17 protein-coding genes are annotated in these 14,713 nt (G+C 55.6%); 14 read left to right on the top strand and 3 right to left on the bottom strand.

What is annotated here, in order from left to right:
* The first annotated feature begins 1 nt into the window (after position 1).
* Both sdaAB and sdaAA read left to right on the top strand, forming a co-directional pair.
* On the top strand, positions 2-661 hold the full coding sequence (gene sdaAB / locus ACFWUB_RS04990; protein ID WP_020309698.1) for an L-serine ammonia-lyase, iron-sulfur-dependent subunit beta: 660 nt from the start codon (positions 2-4) through the stop codon (positions 659-661).
* A 10-nt stretch (positions 662-671) separates the two neighbouring features.
* Positions 672-1,556, top strand: a complete 885-nt coding sequence (gene sdaAA, locus ACFWUB_RS04985) for an L-serine ammonia-lyase, iron-sulfur-dependent, subunit alpha (RefSeq protein ID WP_020309699.1) — start codon at positions 672-674, stop codon at positions 1,554-1,556.
* 9 nt (positions 1,557-1,565) lie between these two features.
* Here sdaAA and ACFWUB_RS04980 read toward each other — a convergent pair whose 3' ends face one another.
* A complete protein-coding gene (locus ACFWUB_RS04980) occupies positions 1,566-1,751 on the bottom strand; it encodes a hypothetical protein (protein WP_036200724.1) in 186 nt (61 codons plus the stop codon).
* 302 nt (positions 1,752-2,053) lie between these two features.
* On the opposite strand from ACFWUB_RS04980, the gene ACFWUB_RS04975 reads away from it, so the two are divergent.
* From ACFWUB_RS04975 to ACFWUB_RS04920, 12 genes are all read left to right on the top strand, one after another.
* Entirely contained in the window at positions 2,054-2,794 is a 741-nt protein-coding gene (locus tag ACFWUB_RS04975; RefSeq protein WP_416184321.1) for a suppressor of fused domain protein, read from the top strand.
* Positions 2,795-2,821: 27 nt separating this feature from the next.
* Complete coding sequence (locus ACFWUB_RS04970) at positions 2,822-3,634, top strand: FAD binding domain-containing protein (RefSeq protein ID WP_020309701.1); 813 nt, start codon at positions 2,822-2,824, stop codon at positions 3,632-3,634.
* Between the two features lie 21 nt (positions 3,635-3,655).
* Positions 3,656-4,444, top strand: coding sequence for a selenium cofactor biosynthesis protein YqeC (yqeC, locus tag ACFWUB_RS04965; protein WP_020309702.1), 789 nt, complete (start codon positions 3,656-3,658; stop codon positions 4,442-4,444).
* 30 nt (positions 4,445-4,474) lie between these two features.
* Positions 4,475-5,353, top strand: coding sequence for a polysaccharide deacetylase family protein (locus ACFWUB_RS04960; protein WP_416184320.1), 879 nt, complete (start codon positions 4,475-4,477; stop codon positions 5,351-5,353).
* A 431-nt stretch (positions 5,354-5,784) separates the two neighbouring features.
* Positions 5,785-6,807, top strand: coding sequence for a 3-deoxy-7-phosphoheptulonate synthase (gene aroF / locus ACFWUB_RS04955; protein ID WP_020309704.1), 1,023 nt, complete (start codon positions 5,785-5,787; stop codon positions 6,805-6,807).
* 21 nt (positions 6,808-6,828) lie between these two features.
* Positions 6,829-7,716, top strand: coding sequence for a prephenate dehydrogenase (locus ACFWUB_RS04950; protein ID WP_292108109.1), 888 nt, complete (start codon positions 6,829-6,831; stop codon positions 7,714-7,716).
* A complete protein-coding gene (gene aroB, locus ACFWUB_RS04945; RefSeq protein ID WP_416184319.1) occupies positions 7,697-8,770 on the top strand; it encodes a 3-dehydroquinate synthase in 1,074 nt (357 codons plus the stop codon). Before ACFWUB_RS04950 ends, aroB begins: the two co-directional genes overlap by 20 nt.
* Entirely contained in the window at positions 8,767-10,053 is a 1,287-nt protein-coding gene (aroA, locus tag ACFWUB_RS04940) for a 3-phosphoshikimate 1-carboxyvinyltransferase (RefSeq protein WP_416184318.1), read from the top strand. The genes aroB and aroA overlap by 4 nt, the downstream gene beginning before the upstream one ends.
* A gap of 1 nt (position 10,054) precedes the next feature.
* Positions 10,055-11,146 (top strand): chorismate synthase, encoded by a 1,092-nt coding sequence (aroC, locus tag ACFWUB_RS04935; RefSeq protein ID WP_416184317.1) that lies wholly within the window; start codon positions 10,055-10,057, stop codon positions 11,144-11,146.
* Positions 11,146-12,024: a prephenate dehydratase gene (gene pheA, locus ACFWUB_RS04930; protein WP_292281976.1), complete on the top strand. Its 879-nt coding sequence runs from the start codon at positions 11,146-11,148 to the stop codon at positions 12,022-12,024. The genes aroC and pheA overlap by 1 nt, the downstream gene beginning before the upstream one ends.
* The gene (locus ACFWUB_RS04925; protein WP_292299376.1) at positions 11,999-12,829 is read left to right on the top strand and encodes a shikimate dehydrogenase family protein; all 831 of its coding nucleotides are present in this window, start codon (positions 11,999-12,001) and stop codon (positions 12,827-12,829) included. Before pheA ends, ACFWUB_RS04925 begins: the two co-directional genes overlap by 26 nt.
* The gene (locus tag ACFWUB_RS04920; protein WP_292108103.1) at positions 12,822-13,325 is read left to right on the top strand and encodes a shikimate kinase; all 504 of its coding nucleotides are present in this window, start codon (positions 12,822-12,824) and stop codon (positions 13,323-13,325) included. The genes ACFWUB_RS04925 and ACFWUB_RS04920 overlap by 8 nt, the downstream gene beginning before the upstream one ends.
* Positions 13,326-13,330: 5 nt before the next feature.
* Here ACFWUB_RS04920 and aroD read toward each other — a convergent pair whose 3' ends face one another.
* Entirely contained in the window at positions 13,331-14,077 is a 747-nt protein-coding gene (aroD, locus tag ACFWUB_RS04915; protein WP_416184316.1) for a type I 3-dehydroquinate dehydratase, read from the bottom strand.
* Between the two features lie 261 nt (positions 14,078-14,338).
* Positions 14,339-14,704 carry a P-II family nitrogen regulator gene (locus tag ACFWUB_RS04910; RefSeq protein ID WP_020309714.1) on the bottom strand — a complete coding sequence of 122 codons (366 nt, stop codon included), beginning with the start codon at positions 14,702-14,704 and terminating at the stop codon, positions 14,339-14,341.
* Between the last annotated feature and the right edge of the window lie 9 nt (positions 14,705-14,713).

Genomic DNA, 14,713 nt, shown 5'->3' with positions numbered 1-14,713 from the left:
CATGGGAGTTTTTGATGTGGTCGGCCCTGTCATGATCGGGCCGTCCAGTTCCCACACGGCGGGTGCCGCCCGGATTGGCCTCATGGCCCGGGAAATCCTGAAAGATGAACCGAAAAAGGCGGTCATCACTGTCTATGGTTCTTTTGCCAAGACCTATAAGGGTCACGGTACGGACCGGGCCCTCGTCGCCGGCCTGCTCGGCTTTTCTGCCGACGATGTCCGCCTGCGCACGTCCTTTGCCATTGCCGCAGACCAGGGCCTGGCTATTGAATTCCACCGGTCCGATGAAGAAGTGGACCATCCCAACACGGTACGCATCGCCATGACCGGCGCGTCTGGCCGGAAGATGGAAGTCCTCGGCGTCTCCCTGGGTGGCGGTAAAATCGAAATCCGCGAAATCAACGGGGCAGAAGTGGCCCTGAATGGGGAAGAACATACACTGATTACGGTCCACAGGGACCAGCCGGGCATCATCGCCCAGGCGACGACGGTCCTGGCCATCGGTCATATCAATGTATCGAATATGCGCGTCTTCCGCAGTGCCAAGAACGAAACAGCCGTCATGATCGTCTGCACGGACAGCCCTGTTCCCAATGAAATCGTCCACATGATACAGAATATTACAGCCATTGAAAGCGTCGTCACGCTGCTGCCGCTCTAGGAGGAATAAGATGTATAAATATGAATATAAGACCCTTCATGACTTATTGGCCCTGGCAGAAAAAGAAAAGACGACTCTGTCAGACATCGTCGTGCGTCATGAAGTAGAGTCGTCAGAAGAACTGGAAGAAAAAGTACGGGCCATCATGGCCAGCCGTCTCGATGTGTTCCAGGAATCCATCGATGCCGGCATGAAGGACCCGGGAAAATCGGTCAGCGGCCTCGTCGGCGGCGATGCCCATAAACTGGCTGAAAAGGCGCCGAATTTACTGGGCCCCTTGGCGCATAAGGCGGCTGTCTATGCCCTGGCCGTCAGTGAAGCCAATGCCAAGATGTTCAAAATCGTCGCCTGCCCGACAGCCGGTTCCTGCGGCATCGTGCCGGCCGTCATGATGGCCGCTGCCGAAGAAATGCAGACGCCCCGTCCCGTACTGGTCGATGCTTTGTTCACGGCAGCGGGTATCGGCGCCGTCGTTTCCCGCAATGCCTCTGTCGCCGGTGCCGTCGGCGGCTGCCAGGCCGAATGTGGGACGGCTGCGGCTATGGCGGCAGCGGCCGTAGCCGAAATGGCCGGCGGCGATAACGATACGATCCTCCAGGCCTTTGCCCTGTGCATGAAAAACACGCTGGGCCTGGCCTGCGATCCCGTAGCGGGCCTGGTCGAAGTGCCCTGTGTCAAGCGCAATGCCGTCTTTGCCGTTGAAGCCCTGGCGGCTGCTGAAATGGCCCTGGCCGGCATCAAGAGCGTCATCCCGCCAGATGAAGTCATTGCGGCCATGGCGGAAATCGGCCGCCTCATGCCAGTCGCCCTGAAAGAAACCTCCGATGGCGGCCTGGCCCGGACCGAAACGGGGAAGGCCATCGCCGCTCGATTAGAAAAAGCGATGGAAGAGTGAGGCTGCCTTTTACGCCTCCCCGTCCTGGAGTCCCGGCTGGTTCTGTGCCAGTGCCGGCTGGCCTTCGAGACGGCGGTATATCATACGGCACAGGCTGGCAGAAACGGGAGCATCCTTGGGCTGGCAGGCGAATTCGAGGATCAGTTCAGCTTCAAAACGGTTTAATTCTACCCAGCGTACCTTCAATGTAGTCATCCCTTTGCGGTTAATATAGTGCGTTCCATTCTCCTTTATTCTACTATACCGTCCTGCCTTTTACAAGGCGCGCCGAAGGCGCTGTGATTTGACAATTTCCCTATTTATTGATATGATATATCCCGTCAATTGAACAGGCGATGAGATTCAGTGAATCCCTCCGGCACGAACCCTGAGGGCTAAAAAGTCTATCGTCATGATAGTGGAGAGGGGCTTCGCGTTCGCGGCGCCCCTTTTTGGTTGCCCAGAGCGGGCTCATTTATGTTATAATGAAGCTGAATATAACGAAAAGGGGGGATTCGATGAGTACCTTACCGATTACGTCCTATCGATGGCCTCGCTTTTTTTCCTTGATGGACACCTTGAAGATACAGCGGCCTCACGAGGAATATGGCCGCGCCGTCCAGGCTTATTTCCACAGCCTCTTTCCTCATCGGCAGTGGAGTGTCTTCCAGGACCCGGACGGGACGCCGCTGGCAGTGGACGTAGATCTCTTATATCCTACGGTAGAAGAACCCTTCTATCTCCTTCATACCATCGGCATGAGTGCCGCGCCCATGCATTACCCGGCTGGCGAATTTGTGACCGGGAAAGAAGGCTACGGCGAACTCTGCCTCATCCTGCCGGCTGATTGGCCCTTCCGCAAGGACTGGGATATTTCCCTAAACGACGAAGAAGCCTGGCCCATCTGGCTGCTCATGGAGCTGGGGCGGTTCCCGCACGTCCATGATGTGTGGATGTCCTATGGCTTTCTCCTGCCCAACTCGGAAAGCCATGAGCCTTTTGCCAGGGATACGGCTCTGTCCGGCCTGGTCATCGTCCAGTTTGAAGGTCAGCTGGGCGGCGTTTCCATGGCCGATGGTACGACGGTGGAACTTCTCATGCCCATCCTTTTATATAAAGAAGAAATGGATTTGTGCAGCGACATCGGCGTCGACGCCCTTGTCGATGCTGTCGTCGATGAATGTGGCGGGTCTTTCCTGCTCAACAAGGACCGGCCGAACGTGGCCCTGGAAGACTGGTTCTTCGACGACATCCCTTAACTAGGCAGAAAGGAGATTTTCAGTATCGTGATTACCAGTACGACGACCCTGGTCCCGGATAATCCGGCCGCAGCCTACGCTGCTTATCGGCAGGCTGCGTCGGCTGTTTTCCTGGCGGGAACGCAGGGCTTGAAATATAAAAAAGACCATTATGACCTGGCTGTCGATTTGTCGAAAGCCGGGATGCAGTATATCGAAGAACGGGAAGACGACATCGTCATCGGCGCCATGACACCGCTTTGGCAGATCAAGATTTCCCCGGTCATCCAGGAGTTTGCCGGCGGAGCCATCAGCAAGGCCATCAGTGACGTAGCCGATAAAAACGTCCAGCGCTACGGCACGCTGGGCGGCGTCATTTCGGGGAAAGCGCCTTTTTCCGTCCTCCTGCCGATCCTCCTGTCCCTCCACGTCGATGTACAGCTGCAGGATAAAGGCTGCATGAGCCTGGATGACTATTTGCACTGCCCGCCCATGGGTGAACTGGTAACGGGCATTTCCATTGCCAAAGAAGCTGTCTATACGGCCTATAAAGCCTATCGCAAGCTGCCGGCAGATGAACCGTATCTGGTCGGTGCCGTCGCCATGCGGGAAGATTCGTGGTGCATCGTCGTCGGCGGCCGTCCCGGCCTGGCTGCCATTGCCCGCTCGGCCAGTGAAGAACTGACGGAAAAGGGCATGGCCGTCAAAGAAAATGTGGCCCATCTGGCCAGTGAAGAACTCGATTTCGGCAATTTCGGCACCTGCTCCGAAGAAGAACGGCGGGCCCTGACCATCGATATGGTCCGCGGCCTCATCAAATCGGCCTGGAAAGGCTATAATCGTTATGTTGTGAAGAAGTGAATTCCAGAAGGGGGTACGTTCATGTTTGAAGATAATCGTTGGCGACGTATGTTGAAACCCGGCATTACGGCTATTGTCGGTGCCGGTGGTAAGACGACCGTATTGGAACGGCTGGGGACTTACGGCCACGGCGGTCATCTGCCGATCATGGTCAGCAGCATCGTTCCCATGGACAGCACGCGTGTCGATAATGTCGAACCCTTTGACGTCATCTGCACGGAAGATATGGAAAAGGGCGAAGCCTTCTGCGCTGAACGCATTGCCGCCGGCCACGTCCCGGCGTGGTTCGCCGGCCTCGACGACCAGGACCGCTATATCGGCCTCGACCCCAAGGTCATCGATGACATCAAGATGCGCCACCCGGCCTGGTACATCCTCATCGAAGGCGATGCAGCCGGCAATAAGTGGCTCAAGGCCCCGCTGGCAGACGATGTACCCCTGCCGGCTTCCTGCGATACCGTCATCGGTGTCCTCAATTTACAGATGCTGGGCAACGTCATCAGCGCCGAAAAAATCGAAGGCGTCGAAACGGCAGCGGCCATCATGGGCCGTCCTTGCGGCGCTGTCATTACGCCGGCCATGCTGGCCAAGCTCATCAAGCATCCGCGGGGACTGTTCCGCGGCGTGCGCTGCCCGCGGATCCTCTTCTGCACGGGCTATAATGCCGTCCAGCACCGCATGACCGAAGCCCTCCTCGACGATTTGGAAGACTTCGACCTGACGGCCAGCGTCCTGGCCGATGGCTATCGGGAAACGTGTACGATACGCCAGTATATTCACTATGGTAATGTCAAAAAGAAACGGATGTAAGCAAAAATGAAACAAAAAGGCAGACTGTTTTTGGGATGTATCTTACTTTTCTTCCTGGCTTCGCTAGGGCTTTTCCTGAATTTCGACCGCGACCGCGTCATGGCAGCGGCCGAAGCCCGGCATATCCCGGTGCCGCAGGTCCTTTCCAGCAAGCCTGACGTAGCTCTGATCGGCGATGATTTCTCCCTGCCTCCTGTCGATAATGATAAACCGGTGTACGATAAATATACGACCCGGCAGCGTCAGGAAAAGGGCCTGCCCACGACATACGGCAAGACGCGGGATTATTATTATGGTGACAACGTCGTCTATCTGACCTTTGACGACGGCCCGAACGATAAGAATACGTCGCGCATCCTGGATATCCTGAAAAAGGAAAACATCCATGCTACCTTCTTCCTGACCGGCCAGAATGTCATCCGCTACCCTGATGTGGTCAAGAAAATCTACCAGTCTGGCAATGCCATCGGCGTCCATTCGTATACGCATGATTATAAGAAAATATACGTTTCGCCCAAGGCTTATACGGACGAGCTCTTGCAGACAGAAGAAGAAATTTATAAGATTCTCGGCGTCCGGCCCATCATTTCTCGCGCCCCTGGCGGTACGGAAGGGCACTTCACCAAGGACTTCTGGACGGCTATCAACAACATCGGCTATATCGAAGTCGGCTGGAATGCCTTGACCGGCGATGCTGACGGGATGGGCAAGACAGCCGATAAAGAAGTGGAAAACATAAAGCAGCAGCTGCAATTGCGGCCCTATCTCCATCGCCATCTGGTCATCCTCATGCACGATGCCTATGGCCACGGTGCGACCGTCGACGCCCTGCCGGACATCATCCATCTCCTGAAAGGGCAGGGCTATACGTTCCGCGTCGTCACGACAGCCATTCCGCCTTCTTGGTAAAAGACATAGATGATATGCGAAAATAGTATACAATATATCCGTCAGTAAAACGATTGTCCACGGGGATTCTCATATCTATACAGAGAATCCCTGCTTTTTTACCTTGACAATTATTTCCCCGGGGTATACAATGACGACAACGAATTTTTAAATGTTGCACAAGGAGATTCCTATGAACACGTCATTCTTACATCAGGTAATTGAATACGTCTTTACTTATTTTAGCTGGGGCTACCTGTATTTTAGCGCTGGTTATTTTTGCTACGACGAATTCAATAAAACCGATGTAAGCATGAGAAGACTTCCACCTTTTCCGTGCCAGCCGGCTATGGCTGCCTAAGCAAGACGCGAGGAAAAGGCGATAAACGAGAATCTTAGAAGCAGGCTCATGTGAGCCTGCTTTTTTTGTTGCTGGAATGGAGGAAAAAGTTATGATCATTGTATTGAAAGCAAACACACCGAAAGAAGAAGCGAAAAAATTAGTCGATGCCATCAAGGCCAAGGGCCTGCAGGTCGATATCAGTAAAGGCGCCCGCCAGACTGTCATGGGCCTCGTCGGCAATACGGAAGTCGTCGATGTCGAACAGATACAGAGCTATGAATGTGTCGACAAGGTCATGCGCGTCGAAGTCCCGTACAAACGGGCCAGCCGGGCGTTCCATCCCCAGGATTCGGTCATTCCCGTCGGTAACAGCGGCGTGACCATTGGCGGCAAGAAACTGGCCGTCATCGCCGGTCCCTGCTCCATTGAAACGCCGGACCAGATCGAAGGCGTCGCCTACGACGTCGCCAAGGCCGGTGCCAACATCCTTCGCGGCGGTGCTTTCAAGCCGCGTACTTCGCCGTACTCCTTCCAGGGTTTAGGCAACAAGGGCCTCGACATGCTCCGCGACGCCGGCCGCAAGGCGAAACTGCCGGTCATTACGGAAATCATGTCGGCCGACAAACTGCCGGTCTTCCTCGAAGATGGCGTCGACATCATCCAGATCGGGGCCCGGAACATGCAGAACTTCGACCTCCTCAAAGCCGTCGGTAAGACGCGCAAGCCGGTCCTGCTCAAGCGGGGCCTGAGCGCGACCATCGAAGAATGGCTCATGTCGGCTGAATACATCATGGCCGAAGGCAACCACAACGTCATCCTCTGCGAACGGGGGATCCGGACGTTTGAAACGTACACCCGCAACACCCTCGACTTGAGTGCTGTCCTGGCCGTCAAACGCCAGAGCCACCTGCCCATCGTCGTCGACCCGAGCCATGCGACGGGCAAGCGCTGGATGGTAGCCGACCTGGCCAAAGCCGCCGTCGCTGCCGGTGCTGACGGCCTGATGATCGAAGTCCACAACGACCCGGACAGGGCTTGGTGCGATGGCGCTCAGTCGATTACGCCGGCCATGTTCGCCGACCTCATGGATTCGCTCCGCAAACTGGCACCCGTCGTCGGCCGGGAAATATAAGGGATACAGGGGGAGACAATCATGGATAAGGAAGCTAGTGGTTTTAATACGAAACAGACTGTGGCCATCGTCGGCCTGGGCCTCATCGGCGGTTCCTATGCCCGCGGCCTGCGGCGCATCGGCGTCGGACATATCATCGCCATCGATCCCGATGAAAAAGCCCTCCACCAGGCTAAGCAGGAAGGCATGGTCGATGAAATCTATACGGCTGGCAGTAAGGCATTGAAGCAGGCGGATCTGGTCATCTTTTGTACGGCCGCCGATGTGATGATACGGTTCCTGGCAGAGAATAAAGCCTTCTTTGCACCGGGGGCGGTCTTGACGGACGTAGCCGGTATCAAAGGGGATACGGCGACGGCTATTGCCGCTCTTCTCCCGGAAGGCGTTGATTTCGTGCCCGGTCACCCCATGGCAGGCCGTGAAGGCCGGGGGTATGCCATGGCCAGTGCCGATATCTTCAACGGTGCCAATTATATCCTCGTCCCCATGGCGGGCAACGACGAAGACCATATCCGGGCTGTGAAGGATATGGCCATGGCCCTGGGCTGTTCCCACGTCGTCCGCGTGACGCCGGAAGACCACGACCGCTTCATCGCTTATACCAGCAGCCTGCCCCACGTCCTGGCGACGGCTCTGGTCAACAGTGAATCCATGAATACGCTGACCAAGTATTTTGTAGCCGGCAGTTTCCGCGATGGGACGCGGGTTGCCGACATCAATGCGCCGCTGTGGACCAAGCTGTTCTTATCCAATAAAGACAACCTCTTGTATGAAATCAACCGCTTCAGCGCAGCCCTGCAATCTTTCTCGACCATGCTGGCCGAAGAAGATGCCCAAGAGATGACCCGTTTTTTACAGCAAGCCGCTATGCGGAGAAGGGAATTGGTTCATGAAACACATTCACGTTGATTTAGGAAAAGACTCTTATGATATCCATATTGAAAATGGCCTTCTCGACCGGGCTGGCGATTATATCCGCAACCTGACGAAATCGCAGGACCTGGCTGTCATTAGTGATTCGAAAGTCGATGCCCTCTACGGTCAGCGATTGGAAACGGTTCTAACAAAGGCTGGCTTCCGCGTTCACCGCCTGGTCTTTCCGGCCGGGGAAGAACACAAATGCGCAGCGACCCTCCTAGACCTCTATCAGCAGCTCTCTGATGCTGGCATTACCCGCAGCGATTGTATCCTGACTTTCGGTGGCGGCGTTACCGGCGACCTCGGCGGCTTCGCGGCAGCGACCTTCCTGCGCGGCGTTCCCTTTATCCAGATTCCGACGACGATTATTTCCCAAGTCGACAGCAGCGTTGGAGGAAAAGTTGCCATCGACCTGCCCAGCGGCAAGAATCAGGCCGGCAATTTTTACCAGCCCAAAGGCGTCCTCATCGATCCGGCACTGCTATCGACGCTGCCCAAGCGCTTCATCCACGACGGTATGGGGGAAGTCATCAAATACGGCTGCATCCGCGACCTGGCCCTCTTTGAACTCCTGGAAAAGCTCGATGACCAGTCTATTTTCGAGCATTGGGAAGAAATCATCGAACGCTGTTGCCAGAGCAAGGCCGATATCGTTGAACACGATGTCTTTGATATGGGCGAACGTATGATGTTGAACTTTGGTCATACTATCGGCCATGCTATCGAAGGCTGTTATGGTTTTGGCCACTACACCCACGGTGAAGGCGTCGCTGCCGGCATGTCCATGCTGACCGGTGTCACCGAAGCCATGGGGCTGACGAAAGCCGGGACGACGGCGCGGCTGCGCAAGGTCCTCGAACAGTATGGCCTGCCGATCGATGTCGATGCATCGGCTGAAGAACTCATCCCTTACATCAGCAATGATAAGAAGATGCGCGGCAACCATATTACCCTGGTCATTATCGAAGAAATCGGCAAGGCCCGCCTGCTGCCGCTGGCTGCGGAAGACCTGCCGAAATACATCCGAAAGAAGGACGCCCAATGAATGTCATCATTACACCACATACCTTACAAGGGACGGTAGAAGCGCCTTCTTCTAAAAGTATCGGCCACCGCGACCTCATCTGCGCGGCCCTGGCCGAAGGGGAAAGCCTGGTCGACAACATTTCCTTATCCCAGGACATCGAAGCGACGTGTGATATCCTGCGGGCCTTAGGTGCCGCCATTACACCTGTCGTATCGCCTCATCCCGGACGGGCTGCCTATCGCGTCCAAGGCGGCTTGAAGCCTCAGGGCCAGCCGCTGGCCGTCGATGCCAATGAATCGGGATCGACCTTGCGCTTCCTCATTCCCGTCGCCATCCTCAGCGGCAATAAGGTTACTTTTTCCGGCAAAGGCCGCCTGGCCAAACGGCCGTTGACGCCGTATTATGAACTCTTTGATGAAAAGGGCATCACTTATGAAACGACGGAAGGCGCCCTGCCCCTGACCGTATCGGGGACCTTGCAGCCCGGGACGTATTCCCTGGCCGGCGACGTCAGCTCTCAATTCTTCACGGGCCTGCTCATGACCTTGCCCCTTCTCGACGGCGACTCGGTCCTGCGCAGTACGACGCCGCTGGAATCGGCCAGCTATGTCGACATGACCCTCGACTGCCTGCGCCAGCACGGCATCGTCATCGATAAAGAATGGGACGGCTCCTACCGGATTCCTGGCAACCAGCACTATCGGCCAGGGACCTACGTCGTCGAAGGCGATTATTCCCAGGCCGCTTTCTGGCTCTCTGCCGGCAGCCTGGGCCGGGCTATCTGCTGCACGGGTCTGCGGTCGAAATCGTCTCAGGGCGACGAAGTCATCGTCTCTCTCATCCGCGACATGGGCGGCCAGGTCGAAGGCAAGACGGAATTGACGGCCTGCCCGTCAGAACTGACTGGACGAGTCATCGACGTCGAAGACTGCCCGGACCTGGTCCCGGTCCTGACCGTCCTGGCGTCCTGTGCCAAGGGCATTACCCGCATCATCCATGCCGGCCGGGTCCGCTTGAAAGAATGTGACCGTCTGCACGCCATGGCCACAGAGCTCAACAAAATCGGCGGCGATATCGAAGAAGAAGACGAAGGCCTCATCATCCACGGTGTCGGCGGCTTTACCGGTGGTACGGTCAACGGCTGGAACGACCATCGCATCGCCATGGCCCTGGCCGTCGCATCCCAGCGCTGCAGCCAGCCGCTGCGCATCGAAGGCGCTGAGTGTGTCCGCAAATCGTATCCGGAATTCTGGCAGGATTTCCAGGCCTTAGGCGGCATCATCCAAAAGGAGGGGGAGTAAAATGAATACCTTTGGAAAGACGATCGGCCTTACGATTTTCGGTGAATCTCACGGCCTTTCTATCGGCGCCGTCCTCGACGGCCTGCCGTCGGGCGAGGCCATCGACTGGGACGCCGTCCGGGCTGAAATGGCCCGCCGCGCGCCGGGGAAGAATAAAATGTCTACGGCCCGCTCGGAAAAAGATGCCTTTGAAGTACAAAGCGGCTTTTTCAACGGCCATACGACGGGGACGCCGCTGTGCGCTATCATCCGCAACAGTGACCAGCACTCGCGGGATTACGACCAGCTGCGCCACATCATGCGGCCTGGCCATGCCGATTATTCCGGCAAGATACGCTATGGCGGTTTCAACGATTACCGCGGCGGCGGCCACTTCTCAGGCCGTCTGACGGCGCCCCTGGTCTTTGCCGGGGCCGTGGCTTCCCAGATCCTGGCCCGCCACGGCATCACTGTAGGCTCCCATATCCTGCGCCTGGCCGGCATCGCCGACAAGCCCTTTGATGCTGCCGGGGAAACAGCAGAAACCCTGCAGGCGCTGAAAAAAGAAACACTGCCCGTCCTCGATAAGGCCCAGGCCGGCCCGATGGAAGAAAAAATCCTGGAGGCCAAGAACGACCTCGATTCCGTCGGCGGCGTCATCGAATGTATGGTGACAGGCCTTCCTGCCGGCATCGGCGACCCGTTCTTCGACTCTGTCGAAAGCCAGCTCAGTCACATGATGTTCTCCGTACCGGCCGTCAAGGGCATCGAATTCGGCGACGGCTTCGCCCTGGCTGACCTCCGCGGCTCCCAGGCCAACGACGCCTTTTATTACGATGGCGATGTCGTCAAGACCCGGACCAACCACAACGGCGGCATCAACGGCGGCATCACCAACGGCATGCCTGTCGTCTTCCGCCTGGCCGTCAAGCCGACGGCGTCAATCAGCCAGAAACAGGAAACCATCGACACGGACACGCAGGAAAACTGCGACCTCGTCATTAAGGGCCGCCACGATCCCTGCATCGTCCAGCGCGCCATTCCCGTCGTCGAAGCGGCCGCTGCCTGGGCTATCCTCGACGTCTGCCTGTCGGAGAAAGGGCGGTGCTGGTAATGGATGCGTCTGAAGATATGCCCTTGAACATCGCCTGTTTCGGCCAGCCCGGTTCTTATACGTATGAAGCCATGAAGTCCTATTTTGCCGGCAAGAATATTTTGCCTGCTTATGGCTCTCACTTTGAAGACGTCGTTCAGGCCGTTGCTACCCGGCAGGCCCGCTACGGCGTCCTGCCCATCGAGAATTCGTCGACTGGCGGCATCACCGACGTATACGACCTCATCCACCGTTACGACTGCTGCGTCGTCGGCGAAAAATACGTCAAAGTAGAGCATTGCCTCTTGACCCTGCCGGGGACGAAACTCGAAGACATCCGCGAAGTCTATTCGCATCCGCAGGGCCTGAACCAGTGCCGCAGTTACCTCAAGCACCACGGCGAATGGCAGCTCCACCCCTATTTCAGTACCTCTCAGAGTGCCGAACAGGTTCAAAAAATGGAGGACCCCCATATCGCTGCCATTGCCAACAAGACGGCAGCTGATATGTACGGCCTCGATGTCCTGGTGGAACATATTAATGACAATACCATGAATTATACGCGGTTCTTCATCATCGCCGCCGATATGGAACAGTCGCCAGAGGCCGACAAGATTACCCTGGTCCTGACGACACAGCACCGGCCAGGCGCCTTGTATCACGTCCTGGGCTACTTCTTCTATAACGGCATGAACATGACTCATCTGGAATCGCGGCCCCTCAAGGGCCGGCCCTTTGAATACTTTTTCCACATCGACGTCATGGGCAACCTGCGCAATCCGGCGACATCCCGGGTCCTGCGCAATTTGGCAGAACACTGCAATTATTTTAAAATCTTAGGGAATTACGTATCCGACCAAGGAGGAAATGTAGATGAAATTAGGCGTCATCGGGGCTAAGTTAGGTCATACGGCTTCCCCGGCTATCCACGAAAAATTATTCAGGATTTTACAGGTCGAAGGGCAGCATCAGTACGGCGTCCTGGAAATGGACCGCAGCGATATCCCAAATGAACTTCAGCGCCTGCGCGACGAAGGGTATACGGGAGCCAATGTCACCATTCCCTACAAACTCGACGTCATGCCGTACTTGACGGATATTTCCCGCGAAGCCCGCATCATCGGAGCTGTCAACACGCTCCATTTTACAGATAACGGGATTTTTGGCTATAATACAGACTACAGCGGCTTCGGTCGCTCCCTGGAACATGCCGGTATCGGCATCCAAAAGAAGGACTGCGTCGTCCTCGGTTCCGGCGGCGGTGCCCGGGCCATCATCCAGTATTTGTCCGACAGCGGAGCCAAGTCGATTACCGTCGTATCCCGCCATCCTCACTCGAAGACAGAATTCGACGCCTTCACGAAGACCGTCGGTGCCGATACCATCGATTATCAGGACTTTGAATATTCTCAGGGCGGCGACGTCCTGGTCAACTGCACGCCAGTCGGCATGTTCCCTGACGTCAACGGCTGCCCTGCATCGGAACGTATCATCGCCGCCTTTCCGGCTGTCGTCGATATCGTCTATAACCCGAAAGACACGCAGATTTTGCAGGCCGCCCGTCGCCACGGCGCCAAGACCCTGAACGGCATGTACATGCTCGTCGCTCAGGCCATCGGTTCGGAAGAAATCTGGATGGGCCGGACTATCGATTCGTCTGTGATTGAACAAATTGCCAAGGAGATGGAATCTTATTATGAATGATAAGGTCAATATTGTCCTCATCGGCATGCCTGGATGCGGTAAGAGTACTTTAGGGAAAGCTTTGGCGAAACGCTTAGGACGTGATTTCTACGACGCCGACGACGTCATCGTCGAACAAGAAGGCAAGACCATCCCGGAACTCTTTACCGTCAGTGAAGACTGCTTCCGCGATGCCGAAGTCCGAGCCAGTCGTACGCTGGCTGCCAAGCAGGGCGTTATCATTGCCTGTGGCGGCGGCGTCATCAAACGTCCGGAAAATATGGCTATTTTAAAAAAGACGGGCAAAGTATTTTTCATCGACCGTTCACCAGATGATATCGTCTCCGATGTAGATGTAGCTGTCCGCCCCTTATTAAAAGAGGGCCGGCAGAAAGTCTACCGGCTCTACGAAGAACGCATCACACTTTACCGTGAAGCGGCTGATTATTGCATTGTCAATGATAAAAGCATGGAAGAAGTACTCTATGCCCTTGAAGCACTTATCAGAAATATATGAAGGCCTCAGTGAAGGGCCCACAGGATTTGTTGCAATGTCGTGACGTCCAGCTGGCCCGGTGCAGAGGCTTTTTTAGCCGAACCGAAGGTCAGGGCAGAGCCGAAGATTTCCCCGCTGATGCGGCTGATGGCGCCGAGTTTGCCCATGGACATGGTGATGATCGGTTCATCGGGATACTGGGATTTGACGGCTTCTGTTGCCGACAAGAGGGTCAGGACGTCTTTAGCCGAGTTCGACATGCAGGCCAGTTTGGCCACATCGGCGCCGAGTTTCTTCATGCCCATGAGGCGGCCAGTGATTTCATCGAAAGACGGCGTCTTGTCGAAGTCGTGGTTGCTCATGATGACCGTTACGCCGTGTTCTTTCGCGACGACCAGTGCTTTTTCGATGCTGGCGCGGTCGCGGAAGTATTCGACGTCGACGGCATCGACTTTACCGCTTTTAATAGCGTAGCCGATGAGGTCGAAATAGTAGCTTTCAGGAACTTCCGTTTCGCCGCCTTCTTCTTTAGTACGGAACGTGAACAGGATAGCGCCGTTTGGCAATTCCTGGCGGACAGCGGCCAAAGCTTCGCCGACAGCGTCGAGGGACGTGACGTCTTTCAAGAAGTCGATGCGCAGTTCGACGACGTCGTAGATTTTATCCTGGAGATAGCGGCATTCCTGGACGAGTTCGTTCGTAGAATGACCGACAAGGGGGACACAGATTTTAGGCATGCCATTGTCGAGGGCAACATTGCCGATTTTGACCATACGTTGAATTCCTCCTCTTGTGAGTAGTTGCAGTGGATTTTTCTTTCATGACGCTATTATAGCGCAAAAATGATAAGTTGTTAGCCCCTAATAACAAAAAGCGGGGCCGTCATACGAAGATTTATATCATCATGCGAAACACCTTGTGCTTTATAGTTTGTAGAAAAGACCTTTAAATTTAAACCCATCCGCTAACAACTAACAACTAGCCACTAACAACTTGAAAGGGGCTGTCGCGATGCGGCAGCCCCGTTTGTACACTCACTTTTCGTCCATGATGGCGATAGGTCCTCGTTCGCCTGTCCGGATGCGGACGGCATCGTTCAGGCGGTAGATGAAGATCTTGCCGTCGCCCGGTTTGCCTGTCTTGCAGACTTTCTGGGCGACTTCGACGACTTTGTCGACCGGCACTTCACAGACGACCGTTTCGACTTTAATGCCTGGCAGGAGGTTGATGTTGTACCGCTGGCCGCGGTAGACTTCGACGTAGCCTTTCTGGAGGCCGCAGCCGAAGACCTGGCTGACAGTCATGCCCATGACACCGATGTTGTTCAGGGCTTCTTTGAGCTCTTCCAATTTACTCGGACGAGTGATGATTTCTACTTTTGTAATCGGATGTTCTTCCATTCGTATCAC

The sequence above is a fragment of the Megasphaera sp. genome (assembly GCF_047831605.1).
Classification (GTDB): Bacteria; Bacillota; Negativicutes; order Veillonellales; family Megasphaeraceae; genus Megasphaera; species Megasphaera intestinihominis.
Note: the sequence above shows the minus strand (reverse complement) of the source record. Positions and strands in the feature narration are given on the sequence as shown.